Origin of the sequence: Microbacterium sp. UBA7513 (genome assembly GCF_002478345.1) — a bacterium.
Taxonomy (GTDB): domain Bacteria; phylum Actinomycetota; class Actinomycetes; order Actinomycetales; family Microbacteriaceae; genus Microbacterium.
Map to the genome: position 1 here is coordinate 48,333 of NZ_DLNJ01000012.1, position 21,138 is coordinate 69,470.

Consider the following 21,138-nt stretch of genomic DNA (forward strand, 5'->3'; position numbering starts at 1 on the left):
GGCCTTCCCAGATCCGGGGCGGGGGAGGACAATGCGGGAACCGCGCGGCGAGAGTGCCGGCCTGCGGTGACGCCGGACATGCGAAAGGCCCTCCGGCCTGGGATCTCTCCCGGCCAGAGGGCCTTCATTTGTTGCGGGGACAGGATTTGAACCTGCGACCTCCGGGTTATGAGCCCGGCGAGCTACCGAACTGCTCCACCCCGCGGCACAAGAGATAACTTATCACGGATCCGGGGAGGCGTCGAATCGAGCGCGGCACCGGCGGGTGCGAGAGGATGGCGTCATGTCTGAGAACACCGCCGTGCCCGTCGCCGTGTGCCAGTTCGCCCCCACCGATTCGCGCGAGCGCAACAGGGAGCAGATCGCCGAGCTCGCCGCAGAGGCCGCGCGGCTCGGGGCGAAGCTGATCGTGTTCCCGGAGTACTCGAGTTTCTTCGTCGACCCGATGGACGAGCGCCTGGCGGCGAACGCGGAGCACCTGGACGGCCAGTTCGTGACCGGGCTCATCGGTCTGGCCGCGGAGCTCGCCGTCGTCATCGTCGCGGGCGTCACGGAGAAGGCCTCGGACGAGGGGCGCGTGCGCAACACGGTCGTCGCCGTGCGCGGCGACGGCATCCTCGCGGTCTACCGCAAGCAGCACCTCTACGACGCGTTCGGGCAGACCGAGTCGGACTGGGTGGAGTCGGGAGGCATCGGCGAGCCCGCGGTGTTCGAGGTCGGCGGAGTGCGCTTCGGACTGATGACCTGCTACGACCTGCGGTTCCCCGAGCTGTCGCGGCTTCTCGCGGTCGCCGGCGCCGAGGCGCTCGTGGTGCCGGCGGAGTGGGTGCGCGGACCGCTCAAGGAGCAGCACTGGACCACCCTGCTCGCGGCGCGGGCCATCGAGAACACGGTGTTCGTGATCGCCGCGGACCACCCGGCGCCGATCGGCGTGGGCCACTCGCGCATCGTCGACCCGCAGGGCGTCGTCCGCGCCGGTATCGGCTCCGAGCCGGGAGTGGCCCTCGGTGTGGTCGATGGCGCGGTGATCGCCCGCGTCCGTGCGACGAACCCTTCGCTGCGGGCACGGCGGTACGCCGTGGTCCCACGCTGACCGCGCCCCTCAGGGGTGCAGGCTCGCGAGGCGCGTAGCCGCCTCCTCCAGCACCTCCACGCGCTTGCATGCCGCGAAACGCACGAGCCCCGCGTACGTCGGGCGCCGCGCGGGGGACACGAAGGCGGTGAGCGGGATCGCCACGACACCCGCCCGTTCCGGAAGCGTGCGGCAGAAGGCCGCCGCGTCCGTGCCGCCGAGGGCCGTCGCATCGGCCACCGTGAAGTAGCCGCCCTGCGGTGCGTGGACCGTGAAGCCGGCTGCGCGCAGACCGTCGCCGAGGATGGCGTGCTTGCGGGCGAGCGCGGCGGCGGCATCCGAGAAGAACGCGTCGTCGAGGCGGAGGCCCACCGCCACAGCCGGCTGGAACGGGGCGCCGTTGACGTACGTGAGGTACTGCTTGACGGTCAGGACGGCCGTGATGAGCGCGGCGGGGCCGTGCACCCAGCCGATCTTCCACCCCGTGGTCGAGAAGGTCTTCCCCGCGGACGAAATGGTGAGGGTCCGCTCCGCGGCACCGGGCAGGGTGGCGATCGGGACGTGCGGGGTGTGGAAGGTGAGATGCTCGTAGACCTCGTCCGTGACGATCATCGCGTCGTGCCGCGCGGCCAGGCGCACCACCTCGCGGCGCACCTCCTCGTCGAAGACGGCTCCGGTGGGGTTGTGCGGGTCGTTGACGAGGATGATCCTGGTCCGGTCCGTGACGGCCTCCGCCAGCTGATCCAGGTCGGGCTGGAAATCGGGCGCCAGCAGGGGCACCGTCCGAAGGCGAGCGCCCGCGAGCGCCACCGCCGCGGCGTACGAGTCGTAGTAGGGCTCGAAGACGACGACCTCGTCCTCCGGCCCGTCGATGAGGGCGAGCAGGGTCGCGGTGAGGGCCTCGGTGGCGCCGGCCGTCACGATGACCTCGGAGTCCGGGTCGATTGCGAGGCCGTAGAAGCGCTGCTGATGCTCCGCGATGGCCAGAAGCAGATCGGGGTACCCGCGCCCGGGCGGGTACTGGTTGAGGCCGTCGGCGATCGCGTCGCGTGCGGCGGTGAGCACCGCCGCCGGGCCGTCCTCGTCGGGGAAGCCCTGGCCCAGATTGATCGAGCCGGTTCGGGCCGCCGCGGCGGACATCTCTGCGAAGATGGTGGGCGCGACGGAACCGTCCGCGTCGAGCAGACCGGCACCGGCCGCCGTGCGACGCCATGCGCCGGGGATGACACTCATGAAGAACAGGCTAAGGCCATAGCGGAAACTCAAGCTCGGCATAAGGAACGCACAGGGATGCGGGGCATCCTGGAGGAGCGTTGAAGGAGCACACCATGAACCAGGACAACCCGCAGGACCGCCCGGCACCGGCGTCGGACGACGCTGTGTCCGCCGGACACACCCCCCAGATCCCCCAGACCCCCGAGGCCGCGCCGAGCGCGCCGTCTCCCGCCACCGACGGCACCCCCGCGACGGGCGCACCGGCTGCCTCCGCCCCGGTCGCCCCGCAGGGCCACCACATGCCGCCGACGTTCGCGTCGCACGCCGCCGGTACGCCGACGGTGGCCCCCGTGCCGCACGGTTTGGCCGCGCCCGGTCCGGGCGCCGCCGGCGTCCCCGGCGCCGCATTCGGCGTCCCGGCGCAGGACACCCGCCCGCTCGACGGCACGGTGCCGCCGGCGGAGCCGGCCCCCGCCGCGACGAAGGAGAAATCGCGCGGTGGCACCCGCGTCGCGGCGTTCATCGTCGCGGCCGCCCTCGTCGGTGGCGTCGCCGGCTTCGGCGGCGGCGCGCTGCTCACCGGGCTGCAGGACTCGCCGTCCTCCGGGTCGGCGCAGGGGCCGCAGACCGTCACGGTGAACAATCCCGGCTCGGTCAACGAGACCACCGCGGTCGCGACCGAGGCTCTTCCCTCTGTCGTGACGATCGAGGTCGCCGGCTCCCAGGAGGCCGGCAGCGGCTCGGGCGTCATCATCAGCAAGGACGGCTACGTCCTCACCAACACGCACGTCGTCACGCTCGGCGGGGCGGCGGCAGACCCGACGATCCGGGTCACGACCTCCGATGGGCGCATCTACGATGCCACCGTGGTCGGCACCGACCCGATCTACGACCTCGCGGTGATCAAGCTCACCGACGCCGAGGGCCTGACTCCGATCGCATTCGCAGACTCGTCGAAGCTGAACGTCGGCGACACCGCCGTAGCCCTCGGCGCCCCGCTGGGCCTGGCGAACTCGGTCACCACCGGCATCGTGAGCGCGCTGAACCGCAGCATCCAGATCGCCTCCTCCGCGCTTCCCGACTCCTCCTCCGAGGACGCCCCGCAGCAGCAGGCGCCGGAGGACGGGCAGAGCGAAGGGCCGTTCCAGTTCGATCTGCCCGGCAACAGCGGGCAGCAGGCCACCGAGTCGATCTCGATCGCCGTGATCCAGACGGACGCCGCGATCAACCATGGCAACTCGGGCGGCGCCCTCGTCAACAGCAAGGGCGAGCTGATCGGCATCAACGTCGCCATCGCGAGCTCGGGCAACTCCGAGGAGTCGGGCTCGATCGGCATCGGCTTCGCCATCCCGTCCAACATCGCCAAGCGCGTCGCGGACGAGATCATCGCCGACGGCGCGGCCACCCACGGCCTGCTGGGCGCATCCGTCCGCGATGCCTCCGGCGTCGAGGGCGCGACCGAGGCCGGTGCGTACATCGCCGAGGTCACCGACGGGGGCGCGGCCGCGGCCGCCGGTCTCCAGGTCGGCGACGTCGTGACGAGCTTCAACGGGGTGCCCATCACGAGCGCGACCGACCTGACCGCGCAGGTGCGTGCGGCGGCGGCCGACAGCAAGGCTGACGTGACCTACGTCCGCAACGGCAAGCAGAGTGAGATCGAGGTGACGCTCGGCACGCTCGCCGGCTGATCCCGACGGTCAGAGAAGGACGCCACCCGCGCGATAGGCTCGCCGGGTGGCGTCCTTCTCTTTCGGCACCGGCAACGCGGCCAAGCTGCTCCGGATCCCGCTGTACGCCCTCGGTCGTCTGGGCACCCTCGTCGTGCCGCGCGGTCGGCGATGGGTCTTCGGCTGCGGTGCCGGCGTCGGCGACGGCGCTCTCGCCCTGCAGCGGTATGCGGCAGGGGAGGGGCATGAGACCCTCTGGCTGACCGGATCGGCGCGCGAAGCGGCCGACGCCGAGGCCCTCGGCCTGCGGACCGTCCCGCGGGGCGGGTTCCGCGGATGGTGGGCGACCGCGCGCGCCGGCGTGCTGATCGTGACGCACGGCCTCGGCGATGTGAACCGCTACGGCAACGGTGGTGCCTTCGTCGTGCAGCTCTGGCACGGTATCCCGCTCAAGCGCATCGGCCTCGACTCGCCGGCCACCACGCAGGTGCCCGCCGTCCCCGGCGCCCCGATCCTCCGGCGCCTCGTCGGGCTGCTGTACCGCGGCGCCGCGCAACGGATCCGCGTCCTGCCCGCCGCCTCGCACCGGGCCAGGGCGCGCCTCGAGTCCGCGTTCGGGCTGAGCGACGGCCGGGTCGTGGTCACGGGGGAGCCGCGCGTCGATGTGCTCTCCCTCGGCACGCCCCAGGAACGCCGCGCGCATGCACGGGCTCTGCTCGCGGAGGCCGTGGGCGCGATCGGCGACGCCCGACGAGTGGTCCTCTACGCGCCGACGTGGCGGGACGGCGCCCCGGACCCCTCGGTGCCGACGGCCGAGGAATGGATGCAGATCATCCGGGTGCTGGAGGAGCACGACGCCGTCCTCCTCGTTCGTTCGCATCCGCTCGGTGACGGCAGCTACACGCCACCGCTGACGACCGAGCGAGTGCGCGCGCTGCCCAGCGCGGTCGTCAGCGACGTCACCCCGGTGCTGGCCGCGGTCGACGTCCTCATCACCGACTACTCCTCGCTCGCCTACGACGTAGGGCTCCTGGACATGCCGGTGGTCTTCCTCGCACCCGATGTGAGGGAGTACGCCCGCACCCGCGGCTTCTACGGGCGCTTCGAGGACGTCGCCGCTTCAGGCGTCGCGACGGGATGGGAGGCGGCGCTCGTCCGGCTGGCGACGCTGCTCGGCGACCCCGCCGCGTTCGACGAGGCTGCCCGACGTTCCGCTACGCTCAGCGCGGAGATGCACGCGTTCCGTGACGGTCAGAACACTCGTCGGGTATACCGGACGATCCGTGCGCGGGGGATCCCTGCGCCGAAGGGAGCAGCATGACGACGGCCCGCATCGATGACACGGCACAGGCGCTGGTCATCGCAGGGACCGGGCAGCGTCCGGAGAGTGCCGAACTCTCCGGACCGCGGGCGCGGGTGGAGGCCCGCGTCACCGGCGGGGGGAAGACCTGGAAGGCGACGTTCGTGCTCCGCGCATCCCGGTGGGGTGGCCCGGAGCTGCCCCTGCCATCAGGTGAGTACGAGCTGCGTATCGGCGGCGCCGATCTGGCGGAGCTGCGTCTCGCGCCGGTCGTGCTCCCGGGCGTGCGGATCGCCGTCGAAGGCGCGCTCGTCCGCATCGCGGCACCCGTCGATCCCGTGTACGACACGGCAGAAGGGCGCTCGACACTCGAGGAGCGCTATGTGGCGCAGACCGGCGGGACGGAGAACGCCGTGTTCTTCGAGAGCTTCTACGGCCGGAGCGTCGGGTGCAACCCCCGCGCCATCGATCGGGAGCTGGCGCGGCGTGCTCCGCAGGTGCGCCGGTACTGGAGCGTCGCCGATCTGTCGGTGGAGGTGCCGGACGGCGCGATAGCGGTCATCGAGGGCAGCCCGGAATGGTGGCGCGCCCGCGGTGCTGCACGACTGCTCATCGTGAACGACTGGCTGCGCCGTCGCTTCGCGCGCAAGCCGGGGCAGAAGGTGCTGCAGACCTGGCACGGCACGCCCCTCAAACGTCTGGCGCTGCACCGCCCGGGGTTCGACCCCCGGCGGATGGTGGCGGTGGTCAAGGAGTCCCGGCGGTGGGACGTGCTGCTGGCGCAGAACACCTACTCCGCGCGCATCCTCCGCAAGGCCTACGCGTTCTTCGGGCGGCCGATCTGGGTCGACGGCTATCCTCGCAACGATGCTCTGCGCACCGGGGATCCGGTCGCCGTGCGCGCGGCGCTCGGCATCGGAGCCGACGAACGCGTGCTGCTCTACGCCCCGACGTGGCGTGACGACCGTGCGGAGATGGTCGACTTCGTCGATCCGGAACTCCTCGCGCGGCAGACGAACGCCGTCGTGCTCGTGCGCGGTCACTCGCGCACGCTGGGGGAGGGCAGGGACCGTGCCGGCGCGCGGGTGATCGACGTGACCGGCTATCCCGAGACGGCGCAGCTCCTGCTCGCCGCCGACGCCCTCGTGACGGACTACTCCTCCGTCATGTTCGACTTCTCGGTGACGGGCAAGCCGATGTACTTCCTCGTGCCCGACCTCGACCACTATCGCGGTCAGCTCCGCGGCTTCTACTTCGATCTCGCGGAACGCGCGCCGGGCCCGCTGGTCCGTACGCAGGACGAGCTCGTGGCCGCGCTGGACGACCAGGGCCACCGGGAACGGTACGCGGAGCGCTATGCCGCGTGGCAGCGGCAGTTCAACGCGCTCGACGACGGCCGGGCCGCGCAGCGGGTGGTCGACCGGATCCTCGACCTCGGATTCGTCACCCCGTAGCCGTCGGCGTTCAGGGCAGGGGAGTGTTCCGCGTGCCGAGCCGCGATGCGTCCACCGTGTCGCCGGCTCCGCGCAGCACCCCGCCGAGGAAGCCGAGGCCCCACGAGAGGTGCATCGTGGGCAGCACGAGGAGCGTCCACAGGCGTTGCCGCACGCCGCCCCCGCCCGGCGCGAGAGCCACGCCGACCACGAGCAGGACGTAGAGCGCGAGCGGGACGTAGACCAGACCCGAGGCGATGAGGGAGACCATGCCGGACACGACCCCGGTGAGCTGCAGGATCCCGAGGACGACGGCGAGCACGACGAACAGCAGGAGCACCGGCGGGGCGAAGTAGCGCAGACCGTTGCGGCGCCCGAAGCGGCGCACCAGCTCTCCTCGCCAGGCCCCGGTCGCGCGGAACTGTCTGGCCAGTCGCAGCCAGCTCTCCCGCGGCCAGTAGGTCACCGACAGCTCGGGATCGAACCACACCCGGTGGCCGGCCTGACGGATGCGCAGATTCAGCTCCCAGTCCTCGCCGCGGCGGATCGACTCGTCGAAGAGACCGACCTCGTCGAGCACCTCCCGCCGCATCACGCCGAGGTAGGCGGATTCCGCCTCGCCCTCGACGCGGCCGCCGTGATACGCGCCGCCGCCCAGGCCGACCGGGGAGTTGTACAACCGGGCGACGGCCTTCTGGAAGGGAGTCCGGCCCTCGGCGTGCATCACGCCGCCGACGTTGGCCGCCCCCGTGCGCTGCAGCGTCTGCAGCGCACGGGCCGCGTAGCCGGGCGCGAGCTCGGAGTGCGCGTCGACCCGGATGACGGTGGGGTAGCGGCTGGCCCGGATCGCGGCGTTGAGTCCGACGGGGATGTGCGCGGCGGGGTTGTCCACGAGGCGTATCCGGTCGTCGGCAGCGGCCAGTCGGCGGGCGAGGGCCGTGGTGCCGTCCGACGACGGTCCCAGCGCGAGGACGAGCTCGGCCGGAACCCCGACCTCCTGAGCGAGCACCGACGCGACCGCGTGCTCCAGGTAGGCGCGTTCGTTGAGCACCGGCATCACGAAGGACACCCCGGTGACGGGGGCGGGGGATCCGTTGGCTGGCACACGTCGATCATGTCACGCCGCTCCTGCCCCGCCCTCCCAGGCAGAGCGCGGTGGTCGCGGCTCAGCGGGGGCCGCGAGCGGACGAACTATCCTGGAGGGATGGGTGCACTGTCTGACGCGAAGAAGGCCTACCGTCTCCTTCGGCGGGCGCTCGCTTCGCGCTCCGCGGTGCAGCGTGTCCGCCGTCGGCTGGCGGATCAGGCGCCGTACTCGGCAGATCACTTCCGGGTCGCCGTGTACTTCGCAGACGGCGCGGTCAACATGTATCAGATGCGGCAGTGGTACCGCCCGCTCGCCGCGCTCGCCGAGCGGTGGCCCGTGGTGGTGCTCGCGCGCCAGGCGACCGGCGCGGAGAAGCTGCTGGAGGAGGACGGCCCGCCCGTCGCGTTCGTGCCGAAGGTGCGCGATCTCGAGCGGTTCCTGGCCACACAGGACATCCGGCTGGTCCTCTACGTGAATCAGAACACCCGCAACTTCCAGATGTTCCGGTACGGCCGTCGCTGGCATGTGTTCATCAATCACGGCGAGTCCGACAAGATGTACATGACCACGAATCAGTACAAGGCCTACGACTACGCCTTCGTCGCCGGTCAGGCGGCCAGGGATCGGCTGTCGCGGACGCTGTGGGACTACGACGTGGAGAGCCGGACGATCGAGATCGGACGCCCCCAGGCGGACCACTACTCCGGCTCGCTCCCGTACACGCCGGACGACCGTCTCGTCGTCCTCTACGCCCCGACGTGGGAAGGCGATCGTCCCAGCGCGCATTACGGCTCCATCGCCTCGCACGGCGAGCGCCTGGTGGCGCGACTGCTCGCGACGGGCGAGCACCGGGTCATCTACCGCCCGCACCCGCGCAGCGGTGTCGTCGACGAGGCCTACGGGGCGGCGCATCGGCGCATCGTCGCGGCCATCGCCGCCGCGAACGCGGCCGACCCGACCGCGCAGCACGTGTACGACGACGGCCCCGAGCTCGGCTGGCAGCTCGCCGCCGCCGACGTCGCCGTCGTGGACATCTCGGCCATGGTGTACGACCGCCTCGCGGCGGGAAAGCCGCTCATGATCACGCGCCCTGTCGACGAAGAGGCCGCCGTCGACACCACCGGCTACCTCTCCGACTGCGAATGGCTGTCCGCGGAGGCGGCGGACGACATCGTCGCCGAGGTCGAGCGCGTGCGGGAGGACGAAGCGGCCGTCGCGCGCCTGCAGATGTGGGTGCGCCACTACTTCGGCGACACGACCCCCGGCGTGGCGACGCAGAAGTTCCACGCCGCCGTCGACCGGCTCATGGGGGAGTGGCAGCGGTGGCGCGACCGGGAGATCGGTGCCGTCCGCGGTGATGCGGACGATGACGACGACGAGGCGGACGACGAGGACGCATGAGCGGCGACTTCTCACGTTCCGCTGCGCTCGTACCGCGTCTCGAGGTCGTCGACGCGACCGGATCGACGAACGCCGACCTGCGGAGAAACGCGGACGACGCCGACGCCTGGCCGCACCTCTCGGTCCTCCTGACCCGGCACCAGACGGCCGGACGGGGGCGGCTGGATCGCCGGTGGGTGGCCCCGGCGGGTTCGGCGCTCGCGGTGAGCGTCCTCCTCCGCGATCTGCCTGCCGAGCCGGCGGCGCGAGGCTGGATCCCGCTCGCCGCCGGGGCGGCCATGTCCGAGGCCGTCGCCGCACAGCTTCCTGATGCCGCCGTCGTCCTCAAGTGGCCGAACGACGTCCTCGTCGACGGCCGGAAGATCTGCGGCATCCTCGCCGAGGTCACGCCGACGGCCGTGATCGTCGGGGCGGGCGTCAACACCGCCATGACCGCGACGCAGCTTCCGGTTCCCACGGCCACCTCCTTCGCGGTGCAGGGGATCGTCGTCGACGAGGACGAGCTGCTCCGTTCCTACGTGTCGGCGCTCGACGGCCACCTCCGCGCGCTCGCCGCGGCGGACGACGCGACCGCGAGCGGTCTGCATGCGGCGGTGACCGCGCGGTGCGCGACGGTCGGACAAGCCGTGCGCGTCTCGCTCCCCGGCGGGTCCCTGCTCGAGGGCGTCGCCGTCGGCATCGACGACGAGGGGCGTCTCCTCGTCGCGGCGGAGGGGACCGTGCACGCGGTCTCCGCGGGTGACGTCGTGCACGTCCGGCCCGCGTGACGCGGGGACACGCCGTCTCGCGGACGGTGTTGTCGGCGATCGCGGGCACAATGGGGGTGTGACCCAGCCCGTGACGCTCGGCGGACGCCCGCTGATGCCGCCGCCCGGCACTCCCGCCGAGGAGTTGCTCATCGCGCGCTTCCGCGGCCACGCTCGCCGGCTCTTCTGGTCGGCGCTCGTGCTCGTCGCCACCTTCGGGGCCACCGCCTACTTCTACGGCAACCTTCCGGCCGGCTTCGAGGACTGGATGCTGCTCGCCGCCGCCGGGGTCGTCGTGCTCGTCGCCGTCGTGATCCCCTTCATCGTCTGGTACTCGCGGACGACGACGATCACGACCCGTCGTGTCATCGCAGCCCAGGGCTTGGGCGCGCGCAACCGCCGCGAGATGTCGCACGCCCGCGGCTACACGATCGGTGTCCGCCGGGGTCCGCTGCAGCGGATGTGGGGCTGCGGCACCATCACGCTCTCGAACGGCGTGGACGCGCCTCTCCGTCTCGTGAACGTCCCGAACGTCACCCTCGTGCACGAGACGCTCGCGGATCAGATCGAGGTCGGGCAGATCCTCGCCCATCGCGACGCCCAGGCGAGCGGCGACGAATTCGCCTGAGCGCGAACTCGCGACCGCCTCCCGGCCCGTTCGCTTCGCCGTTCCCCGGACCAGCGAGCGTGCGGAAGAATGGGCATGACGAATGGAGGCGGCACATGGCGCTGCGTGTGGGCGTGATCGGCGGAGGACAGCTGGCACGGATGATGATCGCTCCGGCGGTCGAGCTCGGTCTCGAACTGCGGGTGCTCGCCGAGGAGGAGGGCATGGCCGCGGGCCTGGCCGCCACAGCGGTCGGCGACTACCGGGACCTCGACACCGTGCGCGCCTTCGCCGCCGACGTCGACGTCCTCACCTTCGATCACGAGCATGTGCCGCAGGAGGTGCTGCGTGCCCTCGTCGCCGAGGGGATCGCGGTGCATCCCGGACCGGATGCCCTCCAGTTCGCGCAGGACAAGCTCGTCATGCGCGCCCGCTTGGCGGAGCTCGACGTGCCGCAGCCGGAGTGGGCCTCGGTCCGTTCCGCCGATGAGCTGCAGCGCTTCCTCGACGAGCACGATGGTGCCGCGGTGGTCAAGACGCCGCGGGGCGGATACGACGGCAAGGGCGTGCGGGTCGTGCGCTCCGGTGTCGAGGCGCAGGACTGGCTCGATGCGCTCGAGGGCTCTGACGCCCTGCTCGCCGAGGAGCTCGTCCCCTTCGTCCGCGAGCTCGCCCAGCAGGTCGCGCGCCGACCCGGAGGCGAGATGATCTCGTATCCGGTCGTCGAGACCGTGCAACGCGATGGCGTCTGCGCCGAGGTGATCGCCCCGGCGCCCGCGGCGACCGAGCGTCTCGCCGAGGTCGCCGAGGACATCGGTCGTCGCATCGCGGAGGGCCTCGGCGTGACCGGGATGCTCGCGGTCGAGCTCTTCGAGACGGACGACGAGCGCATCCTCGTGAACGAGCTCGCGATGCGTCCGCACAACAGCGGGCACTGGAGCCAGGACGGCGCCGTCACCGGACAGTTCGAGCAGCACCTGCGTGCCGTGGCTGATCTGCCTCTGGGCGACACTCGGCCTCGTGCGGCCTGGGCGGTCATGGTGAACATCCTCGGAGGTCCCGTGGAGGGCACGCTGGGGGACCGTTTCGAGGCGGCGATGGCCGCGCACCCGGACGCCAAGATCCACACGTACGGCAAGGCACCGCGTCCCGGTCGGAAGGTGGGTCACGTCAACATCGCAGGGGACGACCTCGACGACGCGGTGTACGTCGCCAGGGCGGCCGCGGCCGCCTTCGTCTGAGGATTCCCGCGGCGGCGCACGGGAAAAGACGTGTGCCGCTCGGGTGTTCTCCCAGCGCGAGACCGTAGCCTGATCTGGTGACCGAGCCACTGCACTCCTCCGCCGTCCCTCTGGTCGGCGTCGTCATGGGATCCGACTCCGATTGGCGCGTCATGAGCGACGCGTCCCAGGCGCTCACCGACTTCGGGATCCCGCACGAGGTCGAGGTCGTCTCGGCCCACCGCACGCCGGACAAGCTGATGTCCTATGCGCGGGAAGCCCGAGCTCGCGGCCTGCGTGTCATCATCGCCGGCGCCGGCGGTGCCGCCCACCTTCCGGGCATGCTCGCGTCGATGACGGCACTTCCCGTCGTCGGGGTCCCCGTGCCGCTCGCGTACCTGGACGGTATGGACTCGCTGCTGTCGATCGTGCAGATGCCCGCGGGCATCCCGGTCGCGACGGTCTCGATCGGCGGTGCGCGCAACGCGGGTCTGCTCGCGGCCCGGATCCTCGGTGCCGCGGACGACGAGCTGGCCGACCGTGTCGAGGCTTATGCCGCCGACCTCGAGGCCCAGGTCGAGGAGAAGAACGATCGGCTGAAGGGCTCGCTGTGACCCTTGCGCCCCCGCGCGCGACGCGACGTCCGCTCATCGAGACGCGGCCGCTGCGACACCCGGATACGGCCGACGCCGGGCTCATGTCGAAACGCGCCTGGTGGCTCGTCGGTCTCAACGTCCTGCTGCCGGGGTCCGCGCAGGTCCTGGCTGGCAATCGACGCCTGGGGAGATTCGGACTCGGCGTCATCCTGACCACGTGGTTCCTGGCCATCGTCACCGTCGCGTTGGTGCTGTTCGCCCGCCCCGTCTTCCTCTGGCTCACGATCGGTGGCGGCTTCGTATCGGCGGCCCTGCTCACGCTCGTGCAGGTGCTGCTCGTGGGAGTCGTGGTCCTCTGGATCGTCCTCACCTTCGACACGCTCCGCCTCGTCCGCCTGGTCAAGGTGCCCGCGCCGTCGCGGTTCCTCGTGCCGGTCGTCGCGCTCGTCCTGCTGGGGCTCGTCGGAGGCGTCTTGGGCTACGCGGCCACCGCGGTGGGCTCCGTGCGCGGCAGCGTCGGGGCGATCTTCGGGCAGAGCGGCCCGAGCCTCCCGCCCAGCGACGGCTACTACAACATCCTGCTGCTCGGCGCGGACAGCGGGGACGGCCGCGACTCGATGCGTTTCGACAGCATCTCCGTCGTCTCGGTCAACGCCGAGACCGGAGCAGTGACCATCACCGGGATCCCGCGTGAGCTCCCGCACGCGCCGTTCAGCGACGGCAGCCCGATGCAAGAGCTCTATCCCGACGGCTTCCAGGGCCACGGGTCGTCCACCTGCGGCTGGAACGGGTGGATGAACCATGTCCGCAACGCCGCGGAGGTCTGCCGGGAGGACAAGGGGACCGGGCTCTATCCGGATGCGGAGGCCACGGGTTCGGCGCCGGGCATCGAGGCGACCAAGGATGCCGCGGAGGGCGTGCTCGGCATCGAGATCCCGTACTACGTCTTCGTCGACATGCACGGCTTCGCCGACCTCGTGGATGCTCTCGGCGGCGTCGACATCACCGTCACGGAGCGCCTGCCCAAGGGCGGCCCGCCGGAAGGCTGGTCCGGCACGGACGTGAACGAATGGGCGATCGGCTGGATCGAGCCCGGGCAGCAGCACATGGACGGCGACACGGCCCAGTGGTACGCCCGCTCGCGCTACACGACCAGCGACTGGGACCGCATGAAGCGGCAGCGTGAGCTGCAGGAGGCGATCCTGGCCCAGTTCACTCCGCAGACCGTCCTCACCCGCTTCAACGAGGTGGCGGCTGCGGGCACGGCGCTCATCAGCACCGATCTTCCGCAGGGCAAGCTGCCGGAGTTCTTCGACCTCATGCTGAAGGCCAAGGAGCAGCCGGTCCAGACCGTCGAACTGACACCCGAGAACGGCGTCGATGAGTTCGACCCGAACTACGGCTTCATCCACGAGCTGCTGCAGCAGAAGCTGCACCCGCCGACGGAGACCCCCGTCCCCGCTCCCTGAGTCCGCAGGGGACGACGCAGCCCACGGGCGATGTTCTCGGGAACATCGCCCGTGGGCCGTCCGGTGCATGACCGGATTCGCCAGACGACGGTGATCGGAGGGGGAGGGATCACCGTCGTCCAGCCGGCCACCGCGCAAGGCGGCGACCTGGCTCAGGCGCGCATGCGGCGCGCGATTCAGGCGCGCTTGCGGCGCGCGGCTCCGACGGCGACGAGGGCGCCACCGGCGACCAGAGCGACTGCTCCGCCGCCGATGATCCACGGCGACACCGATCCACCGGTGAGCGCGAGTTCCGTGCCGCCGGTGAGCGGCAGCTCGGTCCCGGCGGGCGCGGCGGTGCCGGGATCGTGGTCGCAGCTGGAGGCAGCGGCGTTCCCGTGCGACACCGTCACCGTGGCGGTGTAGGCCCGGGAACCGGCGAAGTCGAGCGCGTAGGAGCCCTGACCGTCGGAAGGCGGGCGGAACGTGACCGTCAGGCTGCCGTCGGATGCGGCGGTGTTGCCCGAGATGGCGGCGGCACCGGCGTTCTGCCCCGAGACGGACACGCCGACGGTCTCCGCCGGCTCGAAGTACCCGGCGCCGAAGGCGACGGTCGAGACCTCACAGGTGTCGATGATCGCGTCGCCCACCTTCGCGCCCGGAGGCGAGGGGTAGGAGTCGCTCGGCGCCGCAGAGGCGACGGTCGGCGCGGCCAAGATGAGCGCGCCAGCGGTAAGGCTGATGGCAGCCAGTTTCTTCAGCATGATTTCTCCCCAGAATGTCACGCGGAATCGCCTCCGGACACACCCCTGCGTCCGACTGCGCGAAGTCCTCTGCCCCCACGGCAGGTTCACGGACCCCGGTTATTCCCCAGTGAGTCGACAGTACCTCATCCGTCGGCGATTGTCACGAGCCGCACTGCAGGGTGTCGCGGGTCAGCTTCGGGGCGACGATCAACGGGGTGTGCTGCACCTCGGTGAGGCGCGCTCCGGCGCCGTCGCCCTGGAACTCCACCGTGATCGTGGTGGAGGCGCCGGGGGCGAGGAGCACCTCGTGCTGCACGACGGAGCGACCGCCGATGGTCGTCGTCTGCACGCCCTCCTCCGTGCCGTCCCGGTCGATATGCGACGGCAGGGCACCGTCCGGACCGTAGACGGCGATCAGGGTGCGCACGCTGCCGGCCGGCACGCCGTAGATGCCGTCCCCGGTGACGTACGGAGGCAGAGAAGTGGCGGCGTCGGCGGGGGCCGTGTTCGACCAGGTGACGCGCACCCGGGTCGTCGGCACCCCCGCGCAGGTCCCCACCGCCGTCGCGATCGAGGCGCGGGTGTAGTAGTCCATCTTCCCGCCGGTCCCGTCGTTGATCAGGACGCCGACCACCGCGGCGTCCTCATCGTCCTGCGGCATGGCGCCGCCGAGCGCGCTGGCGGCGAGGAGCGACTCCTCCGACTCGTGCGCGCTCCAGATCCGGATGCGGCCTTCGCCGGCAGCGTCGGCGAGAGCACGGACGAGGGCCTGCGGCTCCGCGTGGGACAGAGCGGCCGAGAACAGCCCGCCGGCGGCCTGGGCAAAGATCGCGTCCTGAGCCGCGGGATCGGGGATCGCCGCGTAGATCTCCGAGAGGAGCAGGTCGGTCACGGTGTCCGCAGTCGCCGTGAAGGGCCCGAAGGAGAGATCCCCGGTGGCTCGCATGAGGTGTGCGGCGACCACGGCGTCCACCGCGATCACCCCGTCGACCTTCCCCCCGTAGCGTCCCTCCCATCGGGCGGCGATGGTCTGCCCCGCTTCACGGAAGTCGGGGATGCTGGTGATGTTCTGCAGATAGCGGCCGGGGCGGTCCTCGAAGAGCGCGACGGTGCTGTCGCTGAGGGGCAGCGCCGTGTCCAGCGGGGGGAAGTCGCGCGTCGACGCCTGCCGTTGCAGCGTGACCTTGCCGTTCTCCGCGCGCAGGAGCGCGATCGAGCCGATGATGCCGCCCGATGACCGCAGCTCTGCGTTGTTCTGCATCGCGAGAACGTACGTGCGCGGGCCCTCGCCGCCGAGCATGGTCGGCAGCAGGACGGAGGCGCCGTGCAGTGCGCCGACCGCCGTGGCGGCCTGGGTGACGGCGCCGCGCATCTCCCGCACCGCGTCAGCGAGCGGCGGAAGGGTGGCGTCGGCGTCGATGCGGCGGGCCCGCTCCTCCGCCACGGTCAATGCCGCGCTCGCAGTGGCGAGCGGCTTCTCGACGGCGGCGAAGGGGGCGAGGTCGATCGCCCCGCCTGCGAAGCCGAGGCTCGTGAGGTCGACGTCGTCGGCGACGTCGAGCAGCGGACCGAGGGCTTCCGTGGAGACGTCGTCGGCGATCTCGGCGACCTCGCTCACCGCGCGGAAGTTCGGGCCGATCCAGGGCAGCACAGCGAACGCCTGCCAGATCGGGTCTCCCGTCAGCGATCGGGCCGACTCCGCGTTGCGCGAGATGCGGGCGGCGACCGGGGCTGCTCCATCGAGATCGCCCTCGGCGATGGACTGCTTGAGCTGACTGGTCGCTTTCGAGATCTGCTGGAGGTTGTCGACCGCGCCGATGCCGCGCACCGTGACCCAGCCCAGTGCGAGGACGAGGAACACGAGGACGAGGCCGACGGTCCACCCGACCCATCGGCGGCGGACGGGAAGGCGACCATCGCTCACCCTGGCATTCAAGCACGGCGACGCTGCCTGCCGCGCTCCCGATGCTGTGGGAACGCTGAGTAGCGGTGTGGACGGGTGATGCGCTCCCGGGGTCGTCGGCGTCCCGCGGTTAGCCTGATCGCATGGGTGCTCGACTGCGTGTTGTTCTGGATCAGCTCGTCCATGTCGTCGACCCCGATCAGGCGGCGGCATCACGGGATCTCGCAGCCGGGCTCGTCCAGACGGCCCCGCCGAACTGCACGGTCGACGCGATCGTGCCGTCGGGGGTGGACGTCGACCTGCGCGGTATCGGAGAGGTGCGCACCCTGGCGGTCGGACGCCGTGAGCTCGCCGCGTCCTGGCAGCTCGGTATCGCCCCGGGAGTCGGCGGCGGCCTCATCCACGCACCCACGCTGCTCGCTCCGCTGGTGCGTCATGACCGCGTGCACGACAACGACCAGACGACCGTCACCCTGTGGGATCTGCGGGCCTGGGAGGCGCCGTCCCACCTGTCCAGGGGCGCCGTCGCCTGGCAACGCGGGATGCTCCGCCGTGCCGTGAAGCACGCGGACGCCGTGGTCGTCCCCTCGCATTCCATGGCGCAGCGGCTGTCCGGCCTCGTGAAGCTCGGCGACCGCATCCGCGTCATCGCGGGCGCTCCGCCCCAGGGTCTCGTCGTCCCGGAGGACGCCACGTCGCGCCGCGACGCACTCGGCCTGCCGTCGGAGTACCTCGTCCTGTCCGGCCCGCAGGACACCCTGGCCGCCGGGTTCCGCGGGGCGGTCGCGGCCGGTCTCGACGCCGTGGTGATCGGGGCGGCGGAAGGCGCGGAACCGCGCATCGCCGAGATCGCCGCCGCTGCCGGACTGCCCGAGCGTCGCGCGCACATCCGAGGGTCCCTCGAGGTGTCGGACCGCGCCGCCGTCGTCGCCGGGGCCCGCGTCTTCGTCTCCACCGACGCCGTCACCGGATGGCCCTGGCGCGCCGTGGAAGCGATGTCGCTGGGTGTCCCCGTCGTGGCCGTGGAGTCCGGGTGTCATCACGACGTCCTCGCCGACGGGGGAGTGGTGGTCGCCGAAGAGGCACTGCCGGAGGCGATCGAGGACGCGGCGGGCGTCGGAAGGGAGCGCCTGCGCGTGCTCGCCGCCGACCGGTCGCGGGCCTTCTCCTGGGCGAGCGCCGCGGAGCGGGTGTGGAGTCTGCACGCAGACCTCTGAGCACCTGAACGCCAGCTTCGCATCCACGCGACACGCCGGAAGCTGATCGCGTTTCCGTGGCAACAGTGGCATCATCCCGCAACTTCCGTCACACTGGTCACATGTCTCGACGTGCCCCACGCTCTCGAAACACCACGAAGGTCACCCGCCTTCTCACCTGTTTCCTCGCTGCCTCCGCTCTGGTGATCGGCACGGTGGTCCCCGCCACCGCCGCCTCCGCCGCGACCTCGGTCGCACCGACCATCGCGCGCACCGCCGTCGATCCCGCGCAGACGGGGCTGGCCAAGACGTCCCTCGTCGGGTTCACCCCCGGCAACATCATCAGCGACGCCACCTTCACGAACTCGGGCACCATGACCGAGGCGCAGATTCAGACCTTCTTCAACAGCAAGGTCTCGCGGTGCCTCGGTGGGCGTGATGAGAACAACGAGGCGATCGTGTGCCTCAAGGACTTCCGGATGGATACCGTCACCCGTCCCGGTGACCAGTACTGCAGCGGATACTCGGGCGCGGCGAACGAGTCGGCGGCGCGCATCATCTACCGCGTGGCTCAGGCCTGCGACATCAACCCCCAGGTTCTCATCGTCATGCTCCAGAAGGAGCAGGGGCTCGTGACCCACACCTGGCCGAGCGCCTGGCGGTACCGCATCGCACTCGGGCAGGGCTGCCCGGACACGGCGCCGTGCGATCCGAACTACATCGGGTTCTTCCACCAGATCTATGGCGCGGCGCGCCAGATGCAGATCTACATGGAAGGCAAGTGGTTCCAGTGGTACGCGCCGGGACGGACGTGGAACATCCTCTGGCATCCGAACTCCTCGTGCGGCTCGGCGCCTGTCCGGATCGCGAACAAGGCGACCTCGGCGCTCTACTACTACACCCCCTACCAGCCGAACTCGGCGGCGCTCAAGGCGGGTTACGGCAGCGGAAACAGCTGCTCGTCCTACGGCAACCGGAACTTCTACAACTACTTCACAGATTGGTTCGGATCCACGCAGGCCGTGGATCCCCTGTTCGCGATCAATCAGCTCTACACGAAGCTCGGCGGCGCCGGTGGGGTCTTGGGCGCGGCCGGTGCCAAGCCGTCCTGCACGGCTTCGACGACCCGGTGTACCTGGAACTATGCGAAGGGTCTCATCACCTGGACGCGTGCTCTCGGAGCGCTGACGGTCTACGGCGACGTCTACACCGCGTATGCCGCCCAGGGCGGTCTCGGTGGCAAGCTCGGCTATCCGGCCGTGACTCCCAAGGCGGTCACGGATCCGAACGGGAACGGCATCTCCCAGCAGTTCGACAAGGGATGGATCCATTCCTCGAGCAAGGGGACGTTCGCGTCGTCGTCGACGGTCATGACGGCTTACAGTGCGGCCGGATGGTTGCGCGGCACCCTCGGCTGGCCGACGGGTGCGGAAAGCTGTGCGTCGGGACGATGCCTGCAGACCTTCGCCGGCGGAGTGATCCGGTACGACACCGGGAAGCCTGCCTACGTCGTTCCACCCGTCGATGACTCGAACATCCTCACCGTCTACACCGCGCAAGGTGGATCGACGGGCGCGCTGGGTTACGCCGCGGCGGCCACGCAGACCGTGGTCGATCCGAATGGCAACGGCACGGCGCAGCGCTTCGACGGGGGGTGGATCCATTCCTCCGCAGCCGGGACATTCGCCTCGTCGACGACGATCATGACGGCGTACAGCAAGGCTGGCTGGGTCCGTGGCTCATTCGGCTGGCCCACGGGGCCGGAGAAGTGCTCGGGGGACGTCTGCACGCAGCCGTTCCAGCGTGGCGCGCTGCAGTACACGAAGGGTGGGGCGGCAGGCCCCGCGGCGAGCGTCACCAACTCCGCGATCAAGACGGTGTACGACGCCACCGGCGGCGTGAACGGCCCGCTGGGGTACCCGCTGAAGTCGGTCCAGACGGTGACGGACAAGAACGGCAACGGATTCGCTCAGCAGTTCGCAGGTGGGTGGATTCACTCGAGTGCTCAGGGGACCTTTGCCAGCTCGACGGCGATCATGTCGCTGTACTCGGCCGCAGGGTGGATCCGCGGAAACTTGGGTTGGCCCACCGGGGCGGAGAGGTGCTCCGATCTCGGGTGCTCACAGACCTTCGCGAAGGGTACCCTGACGGTCCCGAGCGCTGGTTCGGACGGGGCCAAGGTGACCGCGGCGATCCGTAGTCTGCACGATGCCATCGGCGGCGCGACAGGGTGGATCGGGGCTCCTGTGGCTCTGGTGCAGCACGTCACGGACCCCCAGGGCAACGGCGACGCGCAGAAGTTCGCCAAGGGATGGATCCACTCGTCGGCGAAGGGGACCTTCTCGTCCTCGGCGACCGTCATGGCAGGGTACAGCGCGGCAGGGTGGCTGCGCGGACCGCTCGGGTGGCCCATCGCGGAGGAGAAGTCCGTGACGGACCCGAACGGCAATGGGCTTGCCCAGCAGTTCGCCGGTGGATGGGTGCATTCCTCGGCGGCCGGATCGTTCGCTTCATCCTCGGCGATCATGTCGGCGTACAGCGCCGCGGGGTGGCTGCGCGGATCCCTCGGATGGCCGACCGGTGCGGAGACAGCCGTGACCGACAAGAACGGGAACGGTCTCTCGCAGAAGTTCGCCGGCGGCTGGATCCACTCGTCTTCACACGGGTCCTTCTCATCCTCCGCAACGGTCATGAAGGCGTACAGCGCTGCCGGCTGGCTCCGCGGCCCGTTGGGCTGGCCGATCGGTCCGGAGACGTGCGTGAACGGTTCGTGCGGGCAACCGTTCATGGGTGGATCGATCCGTTATGAGTCGGGCTCGCCTGCGGTCGCGATCCTGACCAATCAGAACGCGGCGATCCAGAAGGCGTACCAGGCCGCCGGCGGTGCCGACGGACCGATGGGCCATCCACTGGCTGCGCTCCAGACTGTGACCGACAAGAACGGCAACGGCTTCGCCCAGAAGTTCACGGGTGGCTGGATCCACTCGTCCGCGGCGGGCACGTTCACGTCGTCCACGGCGGTGATGGATGCCTACAGCGGCGCCGGCTGGCTCCGGGGCGCGCTCGGGTGGCCGGCGGGCGCGGAGACGTGCGCGGGGGACGTCTGCCAACAGGCTTTCGTCGGTGGCACCATCCGCCTCACGGGAACGAACGACGACGTGTTCCTCACGAACAAGAACGCGGCGATCCAGAACCTCTATACATCCATGGGCGGTGCGAAGAGTTCGCTCGGCTACGCCTCGTCTCACCTGCAGGCCATCTCGGACCCCAACGGCAACGGCTTCGGGCAGGCCTTCACCGGCGGATGGATCCATTCTTCGGATCGCGGCACGTTCGCGACCTCCACGGCGATGATGAAGCTCTACAGCGCTCGAGGATGGATTCGCGGAGACCTCGGATGGCCGACCGGCCCGGAGACCTGCACGGCGACCACCTGCACGCAGACCTTCGCGAACGGCACGCTGTCTTTCACCAGGTGAGGAGGAGGCGGTCCGATAGACT

At 70.7% G+C, this 21,138-nt stretch carries 16 protein-coding genes and 1 tRNA gene; 12 read left to right on the forward strand and 5 right to left on the reverse strand.

Going from position 1 to position 21,138, the window contains the following annotated elements:
- Window positions 1–131 precede the first annotated feature (131 nt).
- Window positions 132–205, reverse strand: a tRNA-Met gene (locus tag B2W79_RS06480).
- Window positions 206–283: 78 nt separating this feature from the next.
- On the opposite strand from B2W79_RS06480, the gene B2W79_RS06485 reads away from it, so the two are divergent.
- Entirely contained in the window at window positions 284–1,093 is an 810-nt protein-coding gene (locus B2W79_RS06485) for a carbon-nitrogen hydrolase family protein (RefSeq protein WP_292788021.1), read from the forward strand.
- A gap of 9 nt (window positions 1,094–1,102) precedes the next feature.
- Here B2W79_RS06485 and B2W79_RS06490 read toward each other — a convergent pair whose 3' ends face one another.
- The gene (locus tag B2W79_RS06490) at window positions 1,103–2,305 is read right to left on the reverse strand and encodes an aminotransferase class I/II-fold pyridoxal phosphate-dependent enzyme (RefSeq protein WP_292788022.1); all 1,203 of its coding nucleotides are present in this window, start codon (window positions 2,303–2,305) and stop codon (window positions 1,103–1,105) included.
- Window positions 2,306–2,400: 95 nt separating this feature from the next.
- Between B2W79_RS06490 and B2W79_RS06495 the strand changes: the two genes are divergently transcribed.
- From B2W79_RS06495 to B2W79_RS06505, 3 genes are read left to right on the forward strand one after another with little or no spacing between them, the layout of a single operon-like run.
- Window positions 2,401–3,975 carry a S1C family serine protease gene (locus B2W79_RS06495; protein ID WP_292788024.1) on the forward strand — a complete coding sequence of 525 codons (1,575 nt, stop codon included), beginning with the start codon at window positions 2,401–2,403 and terminating at the stop codon, window positions 3,973–3,975.
- A gap of 46 nt (window positions 3,976–4,021) precedes the next feature.
- On the forward strand, window positions 4,022–5,275 hold the full coding sequence (locus tag B2W79_RS06500; RefSeq protein WP_292788026.1) for a CDP-glycerol glycerophosphotransferase family protein: 1,254 nt from the start codon (window positions 4,022–4,024) through the stop codon (window positions 5,273–5,275).
- The gene (locus tag B2W79_RS06505) at window positions 5,272–6,708 is read left to right on the forward strand and encodes a CDP-glycerol glycerophosphotransferase family protein (protein WP_292788028.1); all 1,437 of its coding nucleotides are present in this window, start codon (window positions 5,272–5,274) and stop codon (window positions 6,706–6,708) included. The genes B2W79_RS06500 and B2W79_RS06505 overlap by 4 nt, the downstream gene beginning before the upstream one ends.
- 10 nt (window positions 6,709–6,718) lie before the next feature.
- Here the strand turns inward: B2W79_RS06505 and B2W79_RS06510 are convergent, their stop codons facing one another.
- Window positions 6,719–7,744: a glycosyltransferase gene (locus B2W79_RS06510; RefSeq protein WP_292788096.1), complete on the reverse strand. Its 1,026-nt coding sequence runs from the start codon at window positions 7,742–7,744 to the stop codon at window positions 6,719–6,721.
- 147 nt (window positions 7,745–7,891) lie between these two features.
- On the opposite strand from B2W79_RS06510, the gene B2W79_RS06515 reads away from it, so the two are divergent.
- From B2W79_RS06515 to B2W79_RS06540, 6 genes are all read left to right on the forward strand, one after another.
- On the forward strand, window positions 7,892–9,175 hold the full coding sequence (locus B2W79_RS06515; protein ID WP_292788030.1) for a CDP-glycerol glycerophosphotransferase family protein: 1,284 nt from the start codon (window positions 7,892–7,894) through the stop codon (window positions 9,173–9,175).
- Window positions 9,172–9,942, forward strand: a complete 771-nt coding sequence (locus B2W79_RS06520; protein ID WP_292788032.1) for a biotin--[acetyl-CoA-carboxylase] ligase — start codon at window positions 9,172–9,174, stop codon at window positions 9,940–9,942. Before B2W79_RS06515 ends, B2W79_RS06520 begins: the two co-directional genes overlap by 4 nt.
- Before the next feature lie 94 nt (window positions 9,943–10,036).
- A complete protein-coding gene (locus B2W79_RS06525) occupies window positions 10,037–10,549 on the forward strand; it encodes a PH domain-containing protein (RefSeq protein WP_083391712.1) in 513 nt (170 codons plus the stop codon).
- A 95-nt stretch (window positions 10,550–10,644) separates the two neighbouring features.
- Window positions 10,645–11,769, forward strand: coding sequence for a 5-(carboxyamino)imidazole ribonucleotide synthase (locus tag B2W79_RS06530; RefSeq protein WP_292788034.1), 1,125 nt, complete (start codon window positions 10,645–10,647; stop codon window positions 11,767–11,769).
- 125 nt (window positions 11,770–11,894) lie between these two features.
- Window positions 11,895–12,362, forward strand: coding sequence for a 5-(carboxyamino)imidazole ribonucleotide mutase (gene purE, locus B2W79_RS06535; protein WP_060922793.1), 468 nt, complete (start codon window positions 11,895–11,897; stop codon window positions 12,360–12,362).
- Window positions 12,359–13,813, forward strand: coding sequence for an LCP family protein (locus B2W79_RS06540; protein ID WP_292788036.1), 1,455 nt, complete (start codon window positions 12,359–12,361; stop codon window positions 13,811–13,813). Before purE ends, B2W79_RS06540 begins: the two co-directional genes overlap by 4 nt.
- A gap of 176 nt (window positions 13,814–13,989) precedes the next feature.
- Here the strand turns inward: B2W79_RS06540 and B2W79_RS06545 are convergent, their stop codons facing one another.
- Both B2W79_RS06545 and B2W79_RS06550 read right to left on the reverse strand, forming a co-directional pair.
- Entirely contained in the window at window positions 13,990–14,556 is a 567-nt protein-coding gene (locus tag B2W79_RS06545) for a hypothetical protein (RefSeq protein WP_071328244.1), read from the reverse strand.
- A 142-nt stretch (window positions 14,557–14,698) separates the two neighbouring features.
- On the reverse strand, window positions 14,699–16,462 hold the full coding sequence (locus B2W79_RS06550) for a DUF4012 domain-containing protein (RefSeq protein WP_292788039.1): 1,764 nt from the start codon (window positions 16,460–16,462) through the stop codon (window positions 14,699–14,701).
- A gap of 122 nt (window positions 16,463–16,584) precedes the next feature.
- Between B2W79_RS06550 and B2W79_RS06555 the strand changes: the two genes are divergently transcribed.
- Both B2W79_RS06555 and B2W79_RS06560 read left to right on the forward strand, forming a co-directional pair.
- Window positions 16,585–17,658: a glycosyltransferase gene (locus B2W79_RS06555; protein ID WP_292788041.1), complete on the forward strand. Its 1,074-nt coding sequence runs from the start codon at window positions 16,585–16,587 to the stop codon at window positions 17,656–17,658.
- 101 nt (window positions 17,659–17,759) lie between these two features.
- Complete coding sequence (locus tag B2W79_RS06560) at window positions 17,760–21,116, forward strand: LGFP repeat-containing protein (protein ID WP_292788042.1); 3,357 nt, start codon at window positions 17,760–17,762, stop codon at window positions 21,114–21,116.
- The last annotated feature ends 22 nt before the right edge of the window (window positions 21,117–21,138 follow it).

Excerpts from the sequence above, each read along its gene's own strand:
- B2W79_RS06485 (WP_292788021.1), top strand. The coding sequence starts at position 284 with ATGTCTGAGAACACCGCCGTGCCCGTCGCCGTGTGCCAGTTCGCCCCC.
- B2W79_RS06490 (WP_292788022.1), bottom strand. The coding sequence starts at position 2,305 with ATGAGTGTCATCCCCGGCGCATGGCGTCGCACGGCGGCCGGTGCCGGT.
- B2W79_RS06495 (WP_292788024.1), top strand. The coding sequence starts at position 2,401 with ATGAACCAGGACAACCCGCAGGACCGCCCGGCACCGGCGTCGGACGAC.
- B2W79_RS06505 (WP_292788028.1), top strand. The coding sequence starts at position 5,272 with ATGACGACGGCCCGCATCGATGACACGGCACAGGCGCTGGTCATCGCA.
- B2W79_RS06510 (WP_292788096.1), bottom strand. The coding sequence starts at position 7,744 with ATGCCGGTGCTCAACGAACGCGCCTACCTGGAGCACGCGGTCGCGTCG.
- B2W79_RS06515 (WP_292788030.1), top strand. The coding sequence starts at position 7,892 with ATGGGTGCACTGTCTGACGCGAAGAAGGCCTACCGTCTCCTTCGGCGG.
- B2W79_RS06520 (WP_292788032.1), top strand. The coding sequence starts at position 9,172 with ATGAGCGGCGACTTCTCACGTTCCGCTGCGCTCGTACCGCGTCTCGAG.
- B2W79_RS06525 (WP_083391712.1), top strand. The coding sequence starts at position 10,037 with ATGCCGCCGCCCGGCACTCCCGCCGAGGAGTTGCTCATCGCGCGCTTC.
- B2W79_RS06530 (WP_292788034.1), top strand. The coding sequence starts at position 10,645 with ATGGCGCTGCGTGTGGGCGTGATCGGCGGAGGACAGCTGGCACGGATG.
- purE (WP_060922793.1), top strand. The coding sequence starts at position 11,895 with ATGGGATCCGACTCCGATTGGCGCGTCATGAGCGACGCGTCCCAGGCG.
- B2W79_RS06545 (WP_071328244.1), bottom strand. The coding sequence starts at position 14,556 with ATGCTGAAGAAACTGGCTGCCATCAGCCTTACCGCTGGCGCGCTCATC.
- B2W79_RS06555 (WP_292788041.1), top strand. The coding sequence starts at position 16,585 with ATGGGTGCTCGACTGCGTGTTGTTCTGGATCAGCTCGTCCATGTCGTC.
- B2W79_RS06560 (WP_292788042.1), top strand. The coding sequence starts at position 17,760 with ATGTCTCGACGTGCCCCACGCTCTCGAAACACCACGAAGGTCACCCGC.